The organism is Petroclostridium xylanilyticum, from assembly GCF_002252565.1.
Taxonomy (GTDB): domain Bacteria; phylum Bacillota; class Clostridia; order SK-Y3; family SK-Y3; genus Petroclostridium; species Petroclostridium xylanilyticum.
Genome location: NZ_NPML01000007.1, coordinates 331,193 through 352,196, shown reverse-complemented (window position 1 = coordinate 352,196; position 21,004 = coordinate 331,193). Strand labels below are relative to the sequence as shown.

At 36.6% G+C, this 21,004-nt stretch carries 21 protein-coding genes; all 21 read left to right on the top strand.

The window, feature by feature from the left end; all coding sequences use genetic code 11:
* Positions 1 to 4 precede the first annotated feature (4 nt).
* The 21 genes from CIB29_RS05000 to CIB29_RS04900 all read left to right on the top strand — a co-directional run bounded on the left by CIB29_RS05000 (position 5) and on the right by CIB29_RS04900 (position 20,850).
* On the top strand, positions 5 to 2,044 hold the full coding sequence (locus CIB29_RS05000) for a chemotaxis protein CheA (RefSeq protein ID WP_094547391.1): 2,040 nt from the start codon (positions 5 to 7) through the stop codon (positions 2,042 to 2,044).
* A 14-nt stretch (positions 2,045 to 2,058) separates the two neighbouring features.
* Complete coding sequence (locus tag CIB29_RS04995; protein WP_242965053.1) at positions 2,059 to 2,529, top strand: chemotaxis protein CheW; 471 nt, start codon at positions 2,059 to 2,061, stop codon at positions 2,527 to 2,529.
* 46 nt (positions 2,530 to 2,575) lie between these two features.
* Positions 2,576 to 3,196 (top strand): chemotaxis protein CheC, encoded by a 621-nt coding sequence (locus tag CIB29_RS04990; RefSeq protein WP_094547389.1) that lies wholly within the window; start codon positions 2,576 to 2,578, stop codon positions 3,194 to 3,196.
* Positions 3,196 to 3,681: a chemotaxis protein CheD gene (locus CIB29_RS04985; protein WP_094547387.1), complete on the top strand. Its 486-nt coding sequence runs from the start codon at positions 3,196 to 3,198 to the stop codon at positions 3,679 to 3,681. The genes CIB29_RS04990 and CIB29_RS04985 overlap by 1 nt, the downstream gene beginning before the upstream one ends.
* 14 nt (positions 3,682 to 3,695) lie before the next feature.
* Complete coding sequence (locus CIB29_RS04980; RefSeq protein ID WP_094547385.1) at positions 3,696 to 4,022, top strand: hypothetical protein; 327 nt, start codon at positions 3,696 to 3,698, stop codon at positions 4,020 to 4,022.
* 85 nt (positions 4,023 to 4,107) lie between these two features.
* Positions 4,108 to 4,884 (top strand): FliA/WhiG family RNA polymerase sigma factor, encoded by a 777-nt coding sequence (locus tag CIB29_RS04975; protein WP_463208687.1) that lies wholly within the window; start codon positions 4,108 to 4,110, stop codon positions 4,882 to 4,884.
* A 10-nt stretch (positions 4,885 to 4,894) separates the two neighbouring features.
* Positions 4,895 to 6,511, top strand: a complete 1,617-nt coding sequence (locus CIB29_RS04970; protein ID WP_094547381.1) for a DUF342 domain-containing protein — start codon at positions 4,895 to 4,897, stop codon at positions 6,509 to 6,511.
* Between the two features lie 30 nt (positions 6,512 to 6,541).
* Positions 6,542 to 6,868, top strand: a complete 327-nt coding sequence (locus CIB29_RS04965; protein ID WP_094547379.1) for a hypothetical protein — start codon at positions 6,542 to 6,544, stop codon at positions 6,866 to 6,868.
* 111 nt (positions 6,869 to 6,979) lie between these two features.
* On the top strand, positions 6,980 to 7,405 hold the full coding sequence (locus CIB29_RS04960) for a DUF6115 domain-containing protein (protein ID WP_198543756.1): 426 nt from the start codon (positions 6,980 to 6,982) through the stop codon (positions 7,403 to 7,405).
* Positions 7,406 to 7,548: 143 nt separating this feature from the next.
* Positions 7,549 to 8,253 carry a 30S ribosomal protein S2 gene (gene rpsB / locus CIB29_RS04955; protein WP_094547374.1) on the top strand — a complete coding sequence of 235 codons (705 nt, stop codon included), beginning with the start codon at positions 7,549 to 7,551 and terminating at the stop codon, positions 8,251 to 8,253.
* 228 nt (positions 8,254 to 8,481) lie between these two features.
* Complete coding sequence (tsf, locus tag CIB29_RS04950) at positions 8,482 to 9,126, top strand: translation elongation factor Ts (protein WP_094547372.1); 645 nt, start codon at positions 8,482 to 8,484, stop codon at positions 9,124 to 9,126.
* 115 nt (positions 9,127 to 9,241) lie between these two features.
* Positions 9,242 to 9,958: a UMP kinase gene (gene pyrH / locus CIB29_RS04945; protein ID WP_094547370.1), complete on the top strand. Its 717-nt coding sequence runs from the start codon at positions 9,242 to 9,244 to the stop codon at positions 9,956 to 9,958.
* Entirely contained in the window at positions 9,955 to 10,512 is a 558-nt protein-coding gene (gene frr / locus CIB29_RS04940; RefSeq protein WP_094547368.1) for a ribosome recycling factor, read from the top strand. The genes pyrH and frr overlap by 4 nt, the downstream gene beginning before the upstream one ends.
* A gap of 1 nt (position 10,513) precedes the next feature.
* Complete coding sequence (locus CIB29_RS04935; protein WP_094547366.1) at positions 10,514 to 10,714, top strand: hypothetical protein; 201 nt, start codon at positions 10,514 to 10,516, stop codon at positions 10,712 to 10,714.
* Positions 10,715 to 10,794: 80 nt separating this feature from the next.
* The gene (locus CIB29_RS04930) at positions 10,795 to 11,562 is read left to right on the top strand and encodes an isoprenyl transferase (RefSeq protein ID WP_242965052.1); all 768 of its coding nucleotides are present in this window, start codon (positions 10,795 to 10,797) and stop codon (positions 11,560 to 11,562) included.
* Positions 11,563 to 12,369: a phosphatidate cytidylyltransferase gene (locus tag CIB29_RS04925; protein WP_094547364.1), complete on the top strand. Its 807-nt coding sequence runs from the start codon at positions 11,563 to 11,565 to the stop codon at positions 12,367 to 12,369.
* Positions 12,370 to 12,593: 224 nt separating this feature from the next.
* Positions 12,594 to 13,757 carry a 1-deoxy-D-xylulose-5-phosphate reductoisomerase gene (locus CIB29_RS04920; RefSeq protein ID WP_094547362.1) on the top strand — a complete coding sequence of 388 codons (1,164 nt, stop codon included), beginning with the start codon at positions 12,594 to 12,596 and terminating at the stop codon, positions 13,755 to 13,757.
* On the top strand, positions 13,754 to 14,767 hold the full coding sequence (gene rseP, locus CIB29_RS04915; RefSeq protein WP_094547360.1) for an RIP metalloprotease RseP: 1,014 nt from the start codon (positions 13,754 to 13,756) through the stop codon (positions 14,765 to 14,767). Before CIB29_RS04920 ends, rseP begins: the two co-directional genes overlap by 4 nt.
* A gap of 34 nt (positions 14,768 to 14,801) precedes the next feature.
* The gene (ispG, locus tag CIB29_RS04910; RefSeq protein ID WP_094547654.1) at positions 14,802 to 15,878 is read left to right on the top strand and encodes a flavodoxin-dependent (E)-4-hydroxy-3-methylbut-2-enyl-diphosphate synthase; all 1,077 of its coding nucleotides are present in this window, start codon (positions 14,802 to 14,804) and stop codon (positions 15,876 to 15,878) included.
* Complete coding sequence (locus CIB29_RS04905) at positions 15,868 to 16,506, top strand: glycosyltransferase family 2 protein (RefSeq protein ID WP_094547358.1); 639 nt, start codon at positions 15,868 to 15,870, stop codon at positions 16,504 to 16,506. The genes ispG and CIB29_RS04905 overlap by 11 nt, the downstream gene beginning before the upstream one ends.
* A 45-nt stretch (positions 16,507 to 16,551) precedes the next feature.
* On the top strand, positions 16,552 to 20,850 hold the full coding sequence (locus tag CIB29_RS04900; RefSeq protein WP_094547356.1) for a PolC-type DNA polymerase III: 4,299 nt from the start codon (positions 16,552 to 16,554) through the stop codon (positions 20,848 to 20,850).
* Positions 20,851 to 21,004: the final 154 nt, after the last annotated feature.

Genomic DNA, 21,004 nt, shown 5'->3' with positions numbered 1-21,004 from the left:
TAATATGGATATGAGCCAATATTTAGAACTTTTTATTGAGGAGTCAAAAGAGCATTTACAAAATCTAAATCAAAATTTATTAGAACTCGAAAAAGACCCGGACAATATGCCAATTCTTAATGAAATTTTCAGGGTTGCGCATACTCTGAAAGGTATGGCAGGAACAATGGGATTTTCCAAAATGGCTACTCTAACTCATGATATGGAAAACGTTCTTCAAGAAATAAGAAATGGTAAAATCAAGGTGGATTCCAAAATTGTTGATGTATTGTTTCGATGTCTGGATGCTTTGGAAAACTATGTAGATAACATTATTAATACCGGAACTGAAGGAGAAAATGCTTATAGTAATGTTATCAAATCATTAAATTCCATCCTTGAAACGAAAACTTCTGAAATTTCCGATGCTCATTTTACACAAGCAGATACTGAAGTGTCAGAAGCAGGTGATGAAAGCTTTGTACTGGATCAATATGCACAAAATATTATTAATAAAGCTCTTGATATGGGTATGAATGCCTATAAGATAACTGTGAAATTAAACAAAGGCTGTGTTTTAAAGTCTGCCAGGGCTTTTATCATATTTAGGACTCTTGAAAAAAGTTGTGAAGTTATTAAATCGGAACCTAAGGTTGAGGATATTGAGGATGAAAAATTTGATTTTGAATTTACTGTAGCTGTAGTTTCTAAAGAATCGCAGCAAAGTTTGATACAAGAGCTGAATGGTATTGCTGAAGTTGATGAAGTAATTATACGCACATTAACATCAAAACAAATACCTTCCCCTCAGCAAATTATTAAAGAAGAAGTACATAGTAGTGAAGATATGGAATTAGAAAGTGAGGACGCACAAAATACTGAGAAATTATCAGGACAGGCAGCTAAGCCCAGAACTGGCAAAACTGTCAGGGTAGATATTGATAGGTTGGATAACTTGATGAATCTTGTAAGCGAACTTATCATTATTAAGACACGTTTAGAAGATATCGAAGTTACTAATATTAACCAAAACTATGGTGAAGCTGTTGAGTACCTGGAAAGAATTACTACCAGCCTGCATGATGCTGTCATGAAGGTACGAATGGTACCTGTAGAAATGGTATTTAATAGATTCCCAAGAATGATCAGGGATTTGGCAAAAGAGTTGGGCAAACAAATTACCCTCAATATGTATGGTTCAGAGACAGAGGTTGACAGAACTGTCATAGATGAGATAGGTGACCCGTTAATTCATCTATTGAGGAATTCTGCCGACCATGGAATTGAGATGCCGGATATACGGGTATCCAGAAATAAGCCAAGGAATGGTACTATCAACTTAAAAGCATACCATGACGGAAATAATGTTGTGATTGAAGTTCAGGATGACGGTAGCGGGATTGATCTTGATAAGGTAAAGGCAAAAGCGATAGAAAGAGGACTTGTAAATAAAGAGATTGCTAACTCTCTTTCGCAGAAAGAGATTATTGATTTCCTTTTCAGGCCAAGCTTTAGTACGGCAGATAAGGTGACAGATGTTTCAGGACGGGGTGTTGGACTGGATGTTGTAAAGACCAAAATTGAAGCTCTTGGTGGCGTTATAGAAGTAGAAACAGAGCGGGGAAAAGGAAGCAAATTTGCTATCCGGTTACCTTTGACTCTGGCAATTATTCAAGCCCTCATGGTTGTACTAGGGCAAGAAAAATATGCTATACCATTGAGTTCTATAAAAGAAATTATAAATATTAAACTTGAAGAAATAAAACTTGTTCAAAAACAAGAAGTCATTTTACTCAGGAATAATGTTATACCGCTCATTAGACTTGATAAAGTCCTGGAGGTTCCAAAAAATGAAGAAAAGGAAGTAAAACAAATAACTGTAGTAATTGTAAAAAAAGGTGATAAGCTTTCAGGATTTGTCGTAGATAACCTTATTGGTCAACAGGAGATCGTAATAAAATCCCTTGGTAAACATCTTTCGGGAGTTAAAAATATAGCAGGGGCTACAATTCTCGGAGATGGTCAGGTAGCATTGATTCTGGATGTAAATTCCTTAGCGCTCTAAGAGGAGGGAAGACAATGGATATAAAGGAAAATAATAAAGTGGATACGTCTGACTTAAAACAGTATGTAGTATTTAAGTTAGATAAAGAAGAATATGCATTAGATATTCAAAGGGTGGTTGAAATCGTAACGCCAACGGCTATTACCAGAGTGCCTAAAGCACCCAACTATATAAAAGGAGTAATTAATCTTAGAGGCGAGATTATTCCGGTGATGGGATTGAGAGAGCGGTTTAATTTACCGCCAATTGAGGAAACTGAGGATACCCGTATCATTATTTTTAAGGTTGATGATGCTTCAATTGGGGGTTTTGTTGATTCTGTTGCTGAGGTTATTTATTTGTCCAATGATCAGATTGAAAGTTTATCGAATTTTAACTACGATTATTCGCTGGATTTTGTATATGGTGTAGGAAAAGTTAACCAGAGGATTATAACACTATTAAACATTGATAAATTGGTCCATAATGCGAAAATGGAGCGGTAAATATTTAATTAAGTTTTATTAGAAAGCACGTATGAGGTGGAATAACATGACAATGTCAATTGAAGAATTAAATGCCCTTCAGCTCGACGTCCTAAAAGAAATTGGCAATATTGGAGCAGGAAATGCCGCTACGGCTCTGGCAAAGTTGTTAAACAAAAAAGTAGATATGGCTGTTCCTAAAGTTCAAATTCTTGAATTTAAGAGAGTAGCAGATTTGTTAGGCGGAGCTGATAACCTGGTGGTAGGGATATTGTTGAATGTAACAGGAGATTTGAATGGTTATATTATGTTTACTCTGGAACAACACTATGCCCATATTCTAGTAAATATGCTTATGGGTAAGGCTGTAGGAGATACTCATGAATTCAGTGAAATGGATATATCTGCCCTTAAGGAAATTGGAAATATTTTGGCAGGGTCATATTTATCTTCACTTTCTACCTTAACAAATTTGAATATTTTACCCTCCATACCAGATTTGACAATTGATATGGCAGGAGCCATACTAAGTGTTCCTGCAATAGAATTTGGGAAGGTTGGGGATACTGTACTGTTTATTGAAACGCAGTTTATTGAGCATGACTATACTGTAGTGGGAAATTTCTTTTTAATACCTGATGTAGAATCCTATGATATATTATTAAGAGCTTTAGGGGTAATAAGTTGATGGATAATTTAGTAAAAGTGGGAATGGCTGATTTGAATATTGCTAAATACCCGGGAGTCTTGACTACTCTAGGTTTAGGATCATGTGTAGGTATCGCATTATTTGATCCGGTATCTAAAATTGGAGGGCTGGCCCATATTATGCTTCCGAGCAGCACCCAGGTAAAAAATAATTCAAATAAGGCAAAGTTTGCAGATACAGCAATTGTTGAATTGTTAAATATGATGATCAGTGCCGGTGCCAGAAAAAGCAGCATTGTTGCTAAATTAGCCGGGGGAGCGCAAATGTTTTCTTTTTCCCAGGCAAACGATATTATGAGAATAGGTCAAAGAAATGCGGCTGCCAGTAAAGAGGCACTGGAGAGTTTATCTATTCCTGTTGTTGCAGAAGATACCGGAGGAAACTACGGGAGGACAATAGAGCTTTATACCGAAAATGGTATTCTTCTGGTAAAGACTATAGGTTATGGGATTAAACAGCTTTAAAAGGGGCGCAGGTTATGAATCTAGTAGACAGTATTCCGTATATATTATCCCTTGTTAGTGCTTTAATTATATCTGTAGTTAGCTTGCTGCAACCTTTGAAATTTAACATTTTGTGCTTAAGAGTTTCTATTACCCTTATACTATTTTATTTTCTCGGAATATTCGTACGAAAAATGCTAACAGATGTAATAAACGATATAAAAATTAAGACAGAGCAAAAAACTCATTTGCAAAAAGGAGAGTCAGAACAAAATCAACATGAAGATGATTTTTCACCGCTTCAGGTAAAAGAATTGGGGGAAAAGGAAGCTAAAATTATAGGAAATATGATGAAGGATTAAGCACTTTTTTATCATTTTTTGTACTGCATTTGCAGTATAGACGTTAATATGTTTTAATAGCTTATGGTATTTACGGGAGAGAAGGATGATGTCTGATATTACCTCCAAACAAACTGTTTTATGGAAGCAATATATTGAAACAAGGAGCAGTGTCATTAGAGAAAAATTAATATTGGAGTATTCTCCTTTAGTAAAATATGTAGCTGGAAGGTTAAGCATCTATTTTGGCAATAACGTTGATTATGAAGACCTTTTAAGTTATGGGATATTTGGCTTAATTGATGCGATTGATAAATTTGATCTATCAAAAGGAGTAAAGTTTGAGACTTATGCGTCACTACGGATAAGGGGGGCAATTATTGATAATATTCGCAAGTTAGACTGGGTGCCCAGAACATTAAGGCAAAAAAACAAAGAAATAGAAAAGGCTTTTACGGAATTGGAAGCCAAACTGGGACGTCCGCCCCTTGATAGTGAAATTGCAGGCCAACTGGGAATAAGTATTGATGATTTCCATAAAATTATTAATGATTTAAACGTGTCTCATCTTATTTCTTTAGATGAATTTTTAGAACAAAATTACGAAATGAATGTAGAATTTTTTAATGATAATCAATTGGGAAATCCGACAACTTATATAGAGTCTAATGAAATTAAAAGTATTTTAGCTAGTGCAATTGATAAACTCTCAGATAAAGAAAAGACTGTAATTACTCTTTACTATTTCGAAGAGCTGACTCTCAAAGAAATAAGTGCAATAATGAAAGTTTCTGAATCCAGAATTTCACAGTTACATTCAAAAGCAGTTACAAGATTAAGGAGCAAGCTAGGTAAACACAAATCAATACTATATGAAGAGTAGGTGGGATAGTATGAATGGAGAAAAAGATACAATCGAAAAAAGGGGATATAAGATAGACTGCCGAAAGGATGGAGTTTTTCTAACTATTCTACCATTTACTCAATCTGGAACGATTCTTGACGTTACAGATATTTTGAACTTTATAGAAAAAAAGCAAATAAAAAATTATAATAAAGATGTAATTTTAGAAGCTTTTGAAAAAAGTGACGGCTTGGAGTATAAAATAGCCGAAGCACAAGGGGAATTTATCATTAATGCAACTATTAAAGTTAAAGTTTCAGATAATAAGATGAAAGCTACTATAGTAGTCATTCCTCCTGAGGGAGGAGCAATGCTGTCATCGAAAGAGATCATAAGCATTCTTAATAATGAAAAGATAGTATTTGGCTTGGACTATAACACTATTGATACAATAAGTAAATTTCCGGTTTACAACCAGGAAATTTTAATTGCCCAGGGCATTGAACCTGTTAATGGAGAAAATGGTAGGATGGAATATCATTTTGAACTTTCAAAAGATAGGACTCCCAAGCTGCTGGAAGATGGCAGGGTGGATTTCCGGCAGTTAGATTTGATAGAAAATGTTCATGCCGGTGATGTGCTTATTACAGCTATACCTCCTACTCCAGGAACTCCCGGTAAAAATGTATTTGGAGAAGAAGTACCTGCTATACCTGGTAAACCTGTAGTATTACCTAAAGGGAAGAATGTTGAAATATCTGAAGATGGGCAGAAGTTGCTGGCATCAATAGATGGACAGGTAGTAGTAGCTGATAAAAAAGTAAATGTTTACGCCATATATGAAGTTAGTGGAAATGTTGATAACTCGGTAGGAAATATTGATTTTGTAGGGAATGTTGTTGTTAAAGGAAATGTTTTGACAGGCTTTTCTATTGAAGCTGGCGGGACGGTTGAAGTTCAGGGTGTAGTTGAAGGTGCTGTAATCAAGGCTAAAGGAGATATCATTTTACGCAGGGGAATGCAGGGGTTAAATAAAGGTGTTCTTGTAGCAGGAGGAAGTATTGTTTCCAAATATATTGAACATAGCAACTTAACTGCAGCAGGCGATATTAAATGTGAAGCGATTATGCACAGTAATGTACAATGTGGCGGTACCTTAGAATTAGGAGGCAAAAAAGGTTTAATCGTTGGAGGAACTGCAAAGGCAAGAAAAGAAATAATTGCTAAAGTTGTTGGTTCTCCGATGGCAACTGTTACCGAACTTGAGGTAGGGGCAGACCCTGCGCAGCGGGAGCGGTATAAAGCATTAAAGGAAGAAATTGCAACTACAGAAGGTGAGATTAAAAAAGCAGATCAGGCGATAGAACTTCTTAAAAAGCTTGAGGCATTAAATAAATTAGATGATGCCAAAAGGGTCATATTGATGAAATCTATAAAGACGAAACTCTATCTCAGTAATAAGCTTAATAAACTAAAAAATGAATTTGTCGAAATTGAGCGGAAGCTGGATGAAGAGGGTAACGGCAAGATAAAAGTACAGAATATAATATATCCGGGAGTAAAAATAACGATTGGTTCAAGCATGATGTATGTTAAAGAGAATATTAAGTATGCTACTTTATATCGCGATGGCGCAGAGATAAGAATAGGACAGTATGAGAAATAAGCGCTAGATTTAAGCCGGGAGGCGATGACTTTGGCAGTTAAGCCCATAGATTTTCAAGTGATGATACCTAAAACTACTGAAATATCCAAGGTTCAAAATGAATATAATCAAAAGGATTACACCAATCAATACCATGCTTCTTTATCTTTACAGCAACAGGCAGACCATGAAACAAAAAAGGTTAACTCTTCTGATAAAGCTTTTGGAGGGAAGATAAGGCAAAAGCAAAAGGAGGAAGGCAATAACCAGTTAAAGCAAAAAAGAAATAGGACAGGAAAAGAAAACAAAGGAAACAAAGAAGAGGATTGTGATAAGAGTCAACCTTCTAAAGGGCATGTAATTGATATATTGATATAGTTAGGAGAGAACAAGGTGGAATACTTCGCTTGGGTAATAACGTTAATCATAATAAATATTGTTTGCTTTTTTATTTTTATCTATCTATATAAAAGGTCAGTCCGAGCTGAAATGATTATTGTGCAATCTAAAACAAAACAACTGGAGAAAATGCTTGACAATGCTGATCAAATGATTGATGAATTAAATAGACTTGCCGATTATGTTGCTGTTAGAATTGAAGAAGAAAATACAAAACTCTTAAGAACCATAACTGATTTAGATGAAAAGGTTAAAAGTGTTTTTGAAGTTGATGGTAGTTTGAGTAATAAGATCGGTGAAGCAAATAGTTTAATAGAGCATTTAAATCAATTACAAGAGAAATTAGGAAATATTTCTTGCAATAGTACTGAAAATGGTTCCACCACATATATTTCCAACCCAAAATATATCGAGATTTTGAGGATGGCTGAAAATGGCATTAGTGTTAGGGAAATTGCAAAAAAGTTGAATGTAGGACAAGGAGAAGTCCAGCTGCTGTTGGGTATAAAAAAATAAAAAAATAGTTGCTAATTACATTTAACTGTGGTAAACTACTGTGTGGGAAAATACACACACTCTATGATTTTCAAAAGGGTGCCTGTTAGGTCTTTTGGAAAGTTGATTAGGGTGGCGGTATAAAAAAACCAGGAGGTGAAGTTATGTCAGTTATTTCAATGAAACAACTTTTAGAAGCAGGAGTACATTTTGGTCATCAGACAAGAAGATGGAATCCTAAAATGGCTGAATATATCTTTACTGAAAGGAACGGTATATATATTATCGACCTCCAGAAAACAGTAAAGAAAATAGAAGAAGCTTATTATTTTATAAGAGAGCTGGCTATGAACAATGAAGATATCCTCTTCGTTGGAACTAAAAAGCAAGCGCAGGATTCTATCAAAGAAGAAGCTGAAAGATGTAACATGTACTTTGTAAATGCAAGATGGTTAGGCGGTATGCTTACTAACTTCAAAACCATTAGAAAGCGTATCGAAAGATTAAATCAACTCAGACAAATGGAAGAGGATGGAACGTTTGATCTGTTGCCTAAGAAAGAAGTTATAAAACTTAGAGGGGAAAGAGAAAAGTTAGAAAAATTCCTCGGTGGCATTAAAGAAATGAAAAAACTTCCAGGTGCTCTTTTTGTAGTTGATCCAAGAAAAGAAAGAATCGCTATTGCAGAAGCTAGAAAGTTGGGCATCCCGGTTGTTGCAATTGTTGATACCAATTGTGACCCTGAAGAAGTTGATTATGTCATTCCCGGTAATGATGATGCTATCAGAGCTGTGAAATTAATAGCATCTAAAATTGCAGATGCTGTTCTTGAAGGAAGACAGGGAGAACAGATTGTAGCTGAAGAATAAAACAAATATAACCCAGTCTTCGGTCTGAATTATGAAGACTGAAGACCGGGTTATTTTATTTTGAAAAAAGTGTGGAGTGGACAGTGGGGAGTAAAACCGAAACCACAGAAAAAGTCCGGTTTAGCATATTTTCATCATTATTTGTGCCGGGTGCGCCCGGCGTGGAGGTTAGTATAAAAATATCAAACTGTATTATAATATAATCAGATAATAATGGGAGGCATAGAGATGATAACTGCTGAAAAGGTTAAGGAACTAAGAGAAAGAACCGGTGCTGGAATGATGGATTGTAAGAAGGCTCTTTCAGAGGCTAATGGCGATATGGAAAGAGCAATAGAGCTTTTAAGAGAAAAAGGATTGGCTGCAGCTGCTAAAAAAGCTGGAAGAATTGCTGCAGAAGGCATAGTAGATGCATACATACATGGGAATGGTAGAATTGGTGTACTGGTTGAAGTAAACTCTGAAACAGACTTTGTTGCCAAGAATGAAGATTTTAGGGCGTTCGTCAGGGAAATTGCCATGCAGATTGCTGCTGCAAATCCTCAGTATGTGCGAAGAGAAGAAGTACCTGTTGAAGTAGTTGAAAAGGAAAAGGAAATATTAAGGGCACAAGCACTCAATGAAGGCAAGCCTGAAAAGATTGTTGAAAAAATGGTAGAAGGCAGACTTGAAAAATTCTATAAGGAAGTTTGTCTGCTCGAGCAGCCATATATTAAAGATCCCGATAAGACCGTAAAAGATCTTTTAACGGAAAAAATTGCTGTAATTGGTGAAAATATAAATATCAGGAGATTCGCACGTTTTGAGAAAGGTGAAGGTTTGCAGAAACGTGAAGATAATTTTGCAGAAGAAGTAGCGAATATGATTAAATAGACTTGAGCAATGAATATTCTTAAAAAAGGAACACATTATGTGTTCCTTTTTTAAGAATATTAGCAGGAATTTCTAAGTTTGTGTAGAACATATTATTAGATGGAGGAAGTTTTTAATGATTCCAAAGTATAAACGGGTAATATTGAAGATAAGTGGAGAAGCTCTAGCTGGAGAAGGTCGCTTTGGATTGGACGCTGATACGATAAATGCTATCTCTGATCAAATAAAAGAATGCGTGCAATTGGGTGTGCAAATAGCTATTGTGGTAGGCGGGGGGAACTTTTGGAGAGGCAGAAGTGGCAAAGGAATGGATAGGACTACAGCCGACCATATGGGCATGTTGGCAACAGTAATCAATGCTTTAGCCTTACAAGATGCGCTGGAGTCGAGAGAAATACCTACCAGGGTTCAGACAGCAATTGAAATGAGGCAAATTGCAGAGCCTTATATTAGAAGAAAAGCTGTCAGACATCTTGAAAAAGGGAGAATTGTTATTTTTGCCTGCGGCACGGGAAATCCTTATTTTTCTACTGACACCACTGCTGCTCTCAGGGCTGCGGAAATAGATGCCGAAATTATTTTGCTTGCAAAAAAAGTAGATGGTGTTTATGACTCCGATCCTGTGCACAACCCTAATGCAGTTAAGTTTGATAGGCTTACATATATTGATATACTTAATAGAGGATTGGGAGTTATGGATTCTACGGCAACTTCTCTATGTATGGATAACAATATTCCTATTATGGTATTTGGATTGGCCCAACCGGAAAATATTAAAAGGGTTATTATGGGTGAACATATTGGAACATTAGTAAAGGAGGAAGATAAATAATGAAAACTGCTTACAAAGAAATTGAAGGAAAAATGAAAAAAACCATCAGCGTTTTTACGGAAGAACTTGCAGGTATCAGGGCGGGCAGAGCAACTCCTGCAATTTTAGACAAGGTTCATGTTGATTATTATGGTGTAGCTACTCCTGTTACTCAGATTGGAAATATTTCAATACCCGAAGCAAGAATGCTGGTTATTCAACCCTGGGACGCCGGTATCGTAAAAGAAGTAGAAAAAGCTATATTAAAATCTGATATAGGGATTACTCCTAACAGTGATGGAAAAGTTATAAGATTGGTTTTTCCGCCGTTAACAGAAGAAAGGAGAAAAGAACTGGTAAAGACTGTACATAAAAAAGGGGAAGAGGCAAAAGTTGCAATCAGGTCTATTAGACGTGACGCATTAGATCATTATAAACTGCAGAAGAAAAACGGTGAAATTACGGAAGACGATTTAAAAGATATAGAAAAAGACATTCAACAACTGACTGATAATTATGTAAAAGAAATAGATGAAATTGTAAGTGCAAAGGAAAAGGAAATCATGGAGGTATAAAATGCTTCCAGATGTACTGGGATACAAATTGGAGAAAGGTAAAAGTATATTAATGAATAATGGATATACTAATATACAAATAACTTTCACTAAGTCTCCTTATAACCATCAGGAGAGTCTTCCCTTTGATAGTGGCGCAAGAATTTTGAGAATCAGGCAAATTAATGATTGCACAGTAGAGTTACTGGTCTGTTATGTGTAGCGCAGTTAAGACGTTTATTCAAAATGCTTAATACCCCTCGATGAGAGGGGTATTTCTTTAGAATAGGAGGCTGTAACATTTTGGCATTTAATTTATATCATTTCATAAAAAAAATAACAACAAAGAGCAGTAATATCCAAATCGATTATACTAAACTGCCAGAACACATTGCAATCATCATGGATGGTAACGGGAGGTGGGCTGAGAAGCAGGGATTGCCACGCACTGCAGGACATAAAGCTGGAGCAAATACATTAAAAAGAATAACCGAGTTTTGCAATGAAATTGGAGTAAAGATATTAACCGTATATGCGTTTTCAACTGAAAATTGGCGAAGGCCTCAAGAAGAGGTTGATGCGCTGATGAGGTTATTGTTAGAATATCTTAAGGATGCAGAAAGGCAATTGGCAGGGAAAAACATAGCTATAAAGGTTATTGGGGATATCAGTGTGCTTTCACAAGAAATACAGGAACAAATTATAAAAACTGAAAATCTGACAAAATCTAATTCAGGCCTGTTATTAAATATTGCAATCAATTACGGTGGAAGAGCAGAAGTAGTTAATGCGGTAAAACAGATTGCAACAGATGTCCAAAATGGCAAAATTCAAATCACAGATATTAATGAGCAATTAATATCAAATTACATGTATACAAAAGGCTTAAAAGATCCGGATTTAATCATAAGGCCTAGCGGTGAATTAAGATTGAGTAATTTTTTATTATGGCAATCGGCCTATTCAGAGTTGTGGTTTTCAAACATTTATTGGCCTAGTTTTACGCCAAAACACCTGTTAAAAGCCATAAGTGACTATCAGCAAAGGAATAGAAGATTTGGAGGAATATAAGTGTTTAGCAAAAGAATAATAAGTGCAGTAGTTGGAATTATATTATTAATAGTAGTATTAATAGTAGATAAAATATTTATTAATATTGGTGTTGCCGTAATTTCAATCATTGCGTTGTATGAACTGTTTACTGCTGTAGGAAATACAAAAAATGTATTATTGACGTTAGCCGGATATTTGAGTGCAGTAATTGTCGCCTTCAGTAATTTTATCGGTCAAAACTGGGTGATGCCTTTAATATATGGGTATGTAGTGCTATTATTTTTGTTTGTTTTGATATATCATAAAATGGTGCGATTTACTGACATTGCTGTAACTCTTTTTGCAACAGTATACATAAGCTTTTTCTTTTCCCACATTGTTTTTACAAGAAATCTATCTCATGGCAATACTTTAATTTGGTTGATATTTTTAGGTGCATGGACTACTGACACTTTTGCGTTCTTTACAGGTACTTTTTTAGGTAAAACTAAATTATGGCCTGAAATAAGTCCCAAAAAAACACTGGAAGGTGCTATCGGGGGAATTGTTGGCTGTGGAGCATCCTTTTTGTTATATGGATACCTGCTGGATATTTTGGGAAAGTATAATGTTGACTATATAAATTTATTTATATTAGGGCTAGCTTGTTCAATTGTTTCCCAAATTGGTGATTTATCAGCGTCTGCTATTAAAAGGCAATATCATATAAAGGATTTTGGCAAGATAATGCCTGGACATGGAGGCGTATTAGACCGGTTTGACAGTATTATCTTTGTAGCACCGTTGGTATACTATTTTACAGCTAATTTTAATATAATAAGTTAGGAGTTCGGAGTTAGGAGTTTGAAGAGGTATTGTTACAACCGTTTTTTAAACTCCGAACCCCGAAATCCTGACTATTCTATATACTTACTGATAATGATCTTACATGGCAGATAAAGTCAATAAGTTCACAGTTCACGGTTCACAGTAAAGGCTATTAAATCGTTTACTACTGTGAACTGAGAGCTGTTAACTGTGAACTATATATAGAAGGAGAATATCATATTATGGTGGAAAATATATCTATACTGGGGTCAACGGGGTCTATTGGAACTCAGACATTGGAGGTAATTGATAATCTACAGAGCATTAGGGTTTGGGGGGTGTCTACAAATACAAGAATAGATTTGTTGGAGGAGCAGATACGAAAATATAGGCCCGTTGTAGCTGCGGTCATGGATGAGGATTATGCCGGCGAATTGAAAGATAGGGTAAAAGACACAAATACGCGGGTTGTTGCAGGATTAGATGGACTCATAGAAGTTTCAACCATTGCACAGGTTGAGATGGTAGTAACTTCTGTAGTTGGAGTTGTAGGACTTATCCCTACTCTGGAGGCAATAAAATCGGGTAAGCATATTGCGTTAGCAAATAAAGAAACTCTTGTTACAGCTGGGGAAATCGTAATGAATGAAGCCCGGATGAACAAGGTAGCCATTATACCTGTTGATAGTGAGCATTCGGCAATTTTTCAATGTCTTAAGCAAAATGTAGAAGATAAATTTGTAAAAAAACTTATCATTACTGCTTCAGGAGGTCCTTTTTTAGGTAAGAAACTTGAGGAATTGGAAAATGTAACTCCAGAGCAGGCTTTAAAGCATCCAAAATGGAACATGGGAAATAAAATCAGCATTGATTCGGCAACATTGATGAATAAGGGATTGGAAGTAATTGAAGCTAAATGGCTGTTTAATATAGATTTAGATAGGATACAGGTGTTGATCCACCCACAAAGTATCATCCACTCTATGGTTGAATACATAGACCATTCAATTATTGCACAGTTAGGTGTGCCGGATATGAAGATACCTATTCAGTATGCCATTACATATCCTGAACGGTATTATTCAGATACTAGAAGCCTTGATTTTATACAGAACAATACATTGACATTTAGTCAACCGGACTTTGAGACTTTTAAATGCTTAAGGCTCGCTTATACTGCAGCCCGGGAAGGCGGTACAATGCCTGCTGTGTTAAATGCCGCAAACGAAATGGCTGTACAATTGTTTTTGGAAAAAAGAATTGGCTTTATAGAAATTCCTCAACTAATTGAAAGTGCAATGAAGAAGCATAATAATATTATAAATCCGTCATTAAGAGATATTTTAAACAGTGATAGTTGGGCAAGAGAAGTAGTAAGAGCAGAAAGGCTTGGTGATTCAATTTGACTACCTTAATATCAGCTGTTGTTGTATTTGCATTGTTGATCTTTTTTCACGAATTAGGGCACTTCACTATTGCGAAACTGGTTGGTATAAAAGTTCATGAGTTTGCTATTGGTATGGGACCGCGGTTGGCTAAGTTTACTAAAGGTGAGACGGTGTACTCTTTAAGAGCATTTCCGATTGGCGGGTTTGTTATGATGGAAGGAGAAGTTGAAAGCTCGAAGGATGAAAGAGCTTTTAGTAATAAGCCTCTGTGGGCCAGGATTGCTGTGGTTGCTGCGGGGGCAATTATGAACTTTATTTTAGGCTTTTTGATTTTTATAATTATTCTTTCTATGGAGCCTGCAATACCACAGCCTGTTGTAGGGGAACTGGTTCCTGGAAAACCTGCTGAGAAAGCTGGAATTTTACCGGGGGATAGAATTATACAGCTTAATGATTACAAGGTCAATATTCAAAATGATGTAAGATACTTTCTGGATAAAAACAAGGATAACATGATAAAGGTAATTGTTTTAAGACAAGGGCAAAGAATTTCTTTTCAGCTTAAACCGGAATTGGACCCTAAATATCAAACTTATATTATAGGCTACAATGCCAAGAGTGTAAAAACAAACTTTTACAATGTAATTAGCAATGCATACTACCAGACAGCTTTTTTAACAAAAGTTATCGTTACTTCATTAGGTGATCTGGTTACAGGAAAGGCCGGACTTAATCAAATTTCGGGCCCGGTAGGAATTGTGCAGGGAATTGGAAGTGCAGCAAAGGCAGGAATTGGAAATTTAGCCTTCCTGGCAGCGTTGATAAGTATAAATCTAGGTATTTTTAATCTACTTCCAATTCCGGCACTGGATGGAAGTAAAATTATGTTTTTACTCATTGAGGGGATTCGAAGAAAACCAATTAGCCCTGAAAGAGAAGGAATGGTACACCTGATAGGATTTGCTATGCTAATTATATTACTTATATTTGCTACCTTTAATGACATTGCCAGGATAGTTGGGCGCTAAATGGAGGAGTAGATTGCTGATGCGTGAAGAATTGATACATCGTCGAGATACCAAAGCTGTAAAAGTGGGATATGTAACCATTGGCGGCAGTGCACCCATCTCTATTCAATCCATGACCAATACAGATACAAGAAATATAGAAGCCACAACAAATCAGATTATAGAGCTCCAACAAGCAGGATGTGATATTATCCGGTTAGCTGTCCCTGATATGGAAGCGGCCCGGGCAATATCAGAAATTAAAAAAAGGACAAAAATACCTCTGGTTGCAGACATCCATTTTGACTACCGGTTGGCTCTGGAGTGCATAGATAGGGGTATAGATAAAATACGGATTAATCCTGGAAATATTGGCGGAAACCGGCGAGTCAGGGAAGTAACGAGGGAAGCCAAGCAAAGGGGTATCCCTATAAGAATAGGGGTAAATTCCGGCTCTATTGAAAAAGAATTGCTGGAGAAGTACGGCTCACCTACAGCAGAAGCAATGGTGGAAAGTGCTTTACATCATGTTGCTTTACTTGAAGAACATGACTTTAATGATATTGTTATATCACTAAAGGCTTCCAGTGTGCCCATGATGATAGCTGCCTATCGCCTGATAGCGCAGAGGGTAAACTATCCTTTACATTTAGGAGTAACAGAAGCCGGGACAATTTGGTCGGGAACAATAAAATCTTCTATAGGAATTGGAACATTATTAGCGGATGGAATTGGAGATACGATAAGAGTATCGCTTACCGGCCACCCTGTTGAAGAAGTAAAAGTAGCCACACAAATATTGAAGTCGTTAGGTCTGAGGAAGAGCGGTGTTGAAATCATCTCCTGTCCAACCTGCGGCCGGTGTCAGATTGATTTGATCAATATAGCTAACAGTGTTGAACAAAAGCTTCAAAATAGTGGGAAAAACATAAAGGTTGCAGTCATGGGATGCGTGGTTAACGGCCCCGGTGAAGCCCGGGAAGCTGATATTGGTATTGCCGGAGGGGATGGAGTTGGTTTAATATTTAAAAAAGGAAAAATTATAAAAAAGGTACCGGAAGAAAAACTGGTAGATGAATTGATGAAGGAAATTGAGACATATGAAAAGGAAGGATTGATAAATGCAAATTAGTGCAATTATACCTGCATATAATGAAGCGCCCACAATTGGGAAAATAGTTGATGTACTTTCTCATGTACAAGAAATTGGGGAAATTATCGTTGTAAGCGATGGTTCGACAGATAATACAGCGGAAGTTGCCAGGCAATCTGGCGCTAAAGTAATAGAACTTGCCGTTAATATAGGTAAAGGCGGAGCAATGAAAGCAGGGGTCGATAATTGCAGTGGGGATATCATATTATTTCTAGATGCTGACCTTATAGGGTTAACCGAGAGACATGTAAAAAACTTATTATATCCTGTTATAAAAGGTGAAGTAGAAATGACCATAGGTATATTTGACGGTGGACGTTTCAGTACCGATTTAGCTCAAAAAGTGTCTCCTTTTTTGTCTGGGCAGAGGGCGATAAAAAAGCATATACTAAATAATATATGCAATATGGAGATTACTAAATTTGGTGTTGAAGTTGCCCTTACCAATTATGTAAGAAAAAAGAATATCGCTTATAAAAAAGTTGTATTAGAGCAAATGACTCACATAATGAAAGAAGAAAAATTAGGCTGGAAAAAAGGTGTACAAGCCCGGATGAAGATGTATTGGGAAATCATCAAAGGGCTAAGCTTAGTACGACAACGGTGATTGATTGTAGCTCATGACAGCGCATGGAAGAAGGAGCATTAAAATATGTCACAACATGCTTTTAAAAACTATAGTGTGATTCACCTATTTCCTCATATTGAAATAGATGAAAAATTAAGAAATATTCTCAACAATTCAAAAATACTATCACTCAAAATATATAGAAAAACAAGAAAAGTTGATATTACTATCGGATTAAATGAATTAATCAATAAATGGGATATTGATGATATTAGAAATAAAATTAAAGTTGCATACAAGCTTGAGGATATAGTTATCAATACAAAATATTTTAATGTGCAGCAAGATGGTTCATATTTACGGGAGTATTATGAGAATATAAAATATTATCTCCAAAAAAAGTTTTCTATATGCCGCAGTCTTCTAGCTGAGAGTATATGTGAATATCAAAAGGATAAGCTGGTCATACAATTAAAATTTGGTGGAAGTGAACTTTTAAAAAAGAATAGGTGTGATAAACTAATTGAAAGTCTGATTGAGAATGAATTTGGCAATAAAATAAGTATTGAATTAATAGATATGCATGCAGTTGCAGGAAAGAAATACGAGTATTTTGATTTTAAGGAAAAGCAGGAAGCTCAAATCATCTCTGAAGCTTTAGTAAATTCTTATGGTGAGAAAAAAGATACAAAAAATTCACCTGAAAAAGCTCAAACTGATTTAGGTTCACCTGTTATTCTTGGCAAAACGATCAATGGTGAAAGTGTACAAATTTCTTCGGTAAATCAAGAATCGGGAAGAGTTATTGTAGAAGGAGAAATTTTTTCTGTTGATGTAAGAGAAATTAAGGGTGAGAAATATATTGTATCTTTTGATATTACCGATTATTCAAGCTCTATCACTGCAAAATTTTTTAGTGATAAGGAGAAGTTTGGTGAAATAGAAGGCAGACTCAAATGCGGTGTTAGTGTAAGGATAAGAGGGGAAGCACAATATGATAAATATGCCCGTGAATTGGTAATATTTGCTTACGATATTGTACAAATCCCGAAACAAGAAAAGATGGATAATGCAGAAAAAAAGAGGGTTGAACTTCATCTACATACGCAGATGAGTGCAATGGACGGCGTATCTTCCGTCAAAGACTTGGTACAAAGAGCAGCACGGTGGGGCCATCCAGCCATAGCCATTACTGACCACGGTGTCGTACAGGCTTATCCTGAAGCTTATGAGGCCGGGAAAAAGAACAATATTAAAATCATCTACGGCGTAGAGTGTTATCTTGTTAACGACAGCGTACCTATCGTGTATAATCCAACCGGAGGTTCCCTGGATGGAGATTTTGTAGTCTTTGACATTGAGACTACCGGACTAAGCGCAGAAAAAGACAGAATTACTGAAATAGGTGCAGTAAAAATAAGTAATGGCGAAATTATAGATAGATTTCAAACCTTTGTTAACCCTCAAATGCCTATACCACCCAAAATTATAGAATTAACGGGTATTACCGATGATATGGTAAAAGATGCACCGGTAATGAATGAGGTGCTGGTCGATTTCCTGGAGTTCAGTAAGGATTGTGTTTTGGTTGCCCATAATGCCCAGTTTGATGTAAGTTTTATGAAAGCAAATGCCAGGAGGCTGGATATCCAATTTGATTACTGTTTTTTGGACACCCTTGAGTTGTGCCGTGCATTGTTTCCCGAGTTAAAAAGACATAAATTGAACATTGTTGCCCAACACCTTGGCATAAAATTGGAAAATCACCATAGGGCAGTTGACGATGCAGCAGCAACAGCGGAAATATTTCTAAAATGCATTATACTGCTAAAAGAAAAAAGCATTAACAGTTTACGGGAAATAAACAATGCACTTGCCGGTATAAAAGATGTTAAAAATATGGATTCTTATCATGCTGTTATTTTAGTAAAGGATTATGCCGGCTTAAAGAATCTGTATAAGATTATTTCTGAATCCCACTTAAATTATTATTATAAAAAGCCCAGAGTGCCCAAAAGTTTATATATGCAGTATAAAGAAGGATTAATGATTGGTTCGGGCTGTGAAGCCGGTGAACTGTATAGGGCAATTTTAGACGGCAGGCCGGCTGAGGATGTATCAAAGATTGTGAAATTTTATGATTATCTGGAAATCCAACCTCTTGGAAACAACCAATTCTTGGTTGATGCTGGAAAAGTTCAAAGCATTGAGCAATTAAAACAAATTAATAAAGAAATAGTAAAACTTGGTGAAAAGTATAATAAACCGGTTGTTGCCACCTGTGATGTCCATTTTCTGGACCCGCATGATGAAGTTTTCAGGAGAATCCTGATGGCAGGCCAGGGGTTCAGCGATGCTGACAATCAAGCTCCTTTATATTTTAGGACAACCGAAGAAATGCTGGAGGAATTTAGTTATCTGGGGGCTCAAAAGGCATGGGAGGTAGTTGTAGAAAATACCAATAAGATTGCTGAAATGATTGAACACATACTGCCTATCCCGGATGAGACCTTTCCACCGGAAATAGAAGGGGCGGAGGAGGAAATTCAAAGGCTTTCCATCAATAAGGCTGTAGAAATTTATGGAGATCCTCTGCCAACCATTGTACAGGAAAGAATGAATAAGGAACTTAATTCTATCATCAAAAACGGTTTTTCAGTGATGTACATTATTGCGCAAAAGTTGGTATGGAAATCGCTAAGTGACGGGTACCTAGTGGGGTCCAGGGGTTCTGTAGGTTCTTCTTTTGTTGCATTTTTAAGCGGTATAACTGAAGTAAACGCATTACCCCCGCATTATGTCTGCCCGCAGTGCAAATATTCTGAATTCATCACCGATGGTTCTGTGGGTTCAGGAGTTGACATGCCGGATAAAGATTGCCCAAAATGCGGCAGTAAATTTAACAAAGACGGTCACGATATACCTTTTGAAACTTTCTTAGGGTTTGATGGAGACAAGGAGCCGGATATTGACCTTAACTTCTCAGGGGAATACCAACCTGTTGCTCATAAATATACTGAAGAGCTATTTGGGGAAGGTCACGTATTCAGGGCAGGAACCATTGGTACTATCGCTGAAAAAACAGCTTACGGATTTGTAAAAAAATATCTTGATGAAAGGGGAAAAGTAGTCCATAATGCAGAAATAAACCGTCTGGTCAAAGGATGTACCGGGGTAAAAAGGACAACAGGGCAGCACCCCGGGGGTGTCATGATTGTACCGAGAAAAAATGAAATATATGAATTTTGTCCAATACAACGTCCTGCTGATGATCCGGATTCCAACATTATCACTACTCATTTTGATTATCACTCCATTAGTGGCAGGCTGTTAAAACTGGATATTTTAGGACATGACGATCCAACGGTAATAAGGATGCTGGAAGACCTGACCGGTGTCAATGCAAGAAAGATTCCTATTGGCGATCCTGCAACCATGAGCATATTTACCAGTACCGAAGCATTAGGAATTACACCGCAGGATATCAATAGTGAAGTTGGAACCTTTGCCATCCCGGAATTTGGGACAAAGTTTGTCCGGCAAATGCTGGTTGATACCCGGCCCAAGACTTTTGCAGAGCTTGTGCGGATCAGCGGACTTTCCCATGGTACCGATGTTTGGTTGAACAATGCCCAGGACCTGGTCAGGGCGGGTATTGCTACCCTCCCGGAGGTAATTTGTACCCGTGATGATATCATGGTGTATCTCATGTATAAAGGACTTGCACCCAAGCATGCTTTTAAAATCATGGAAAGCGTCCGTAAAGGGAAAGGATTAAAGGAAGAAGACGAAAAAGCCATGAGGGAAAATAATGTTCCTGAATGGTACATAGAATCATGTAAAAAGATCAAATATATGTTTCCTAAAGCCCATGCGGTTGCTTATGTTACCATGGCCTTTAGAATTGCTTACTTTAAAGTCCATTATCCTGAAGCATTTTATATCGCTTATTTTACCGTACGCGCCGATGATTTTGATGCCGAATTGATGACCCATGGTGTTGAGCGGGTAAGAAATAAGATTAAGGAACTGGAAGCTAAAGGCAATGAAATCAGCACAAAAGAAAAAAATGTTTTAACCATACTGGAAGTATGCAATGAGATGTACAGCCGGGGAATAAAATTTCTTCCTATTGATTTATATAAGTCTGATGCGGTCAAATTTATTAATACAGGAAATGGTATTCTTCCACCGCTGAATGCTTTGCAAGGTGTTGGCACGTCAGCGGCAAAAAGTATTGTAGAAGCAAGGCAGGAGGGAGAGTTTATTTCCATTGATGACCTGCGGATACGGGCAAAAATCAGTAAGGCTGTGATAGAAATATTACAGCAGCATGGGTGTTTGAAGGATTTACCTGAAAGCAGTCAATTAAGTTTGTTTTGAATATAAATTGAATGAAAAACAAAAATAGTTACAATTTTTTTAATTAGTGTTGCTAAATTTGAGAAAGAGTGGTATAATATCTAACGGTACAAACAAATACTTATTGTTCTCGGAAGAGTGGGTAGATATCCCACTCTTTCGCATTATGTATATT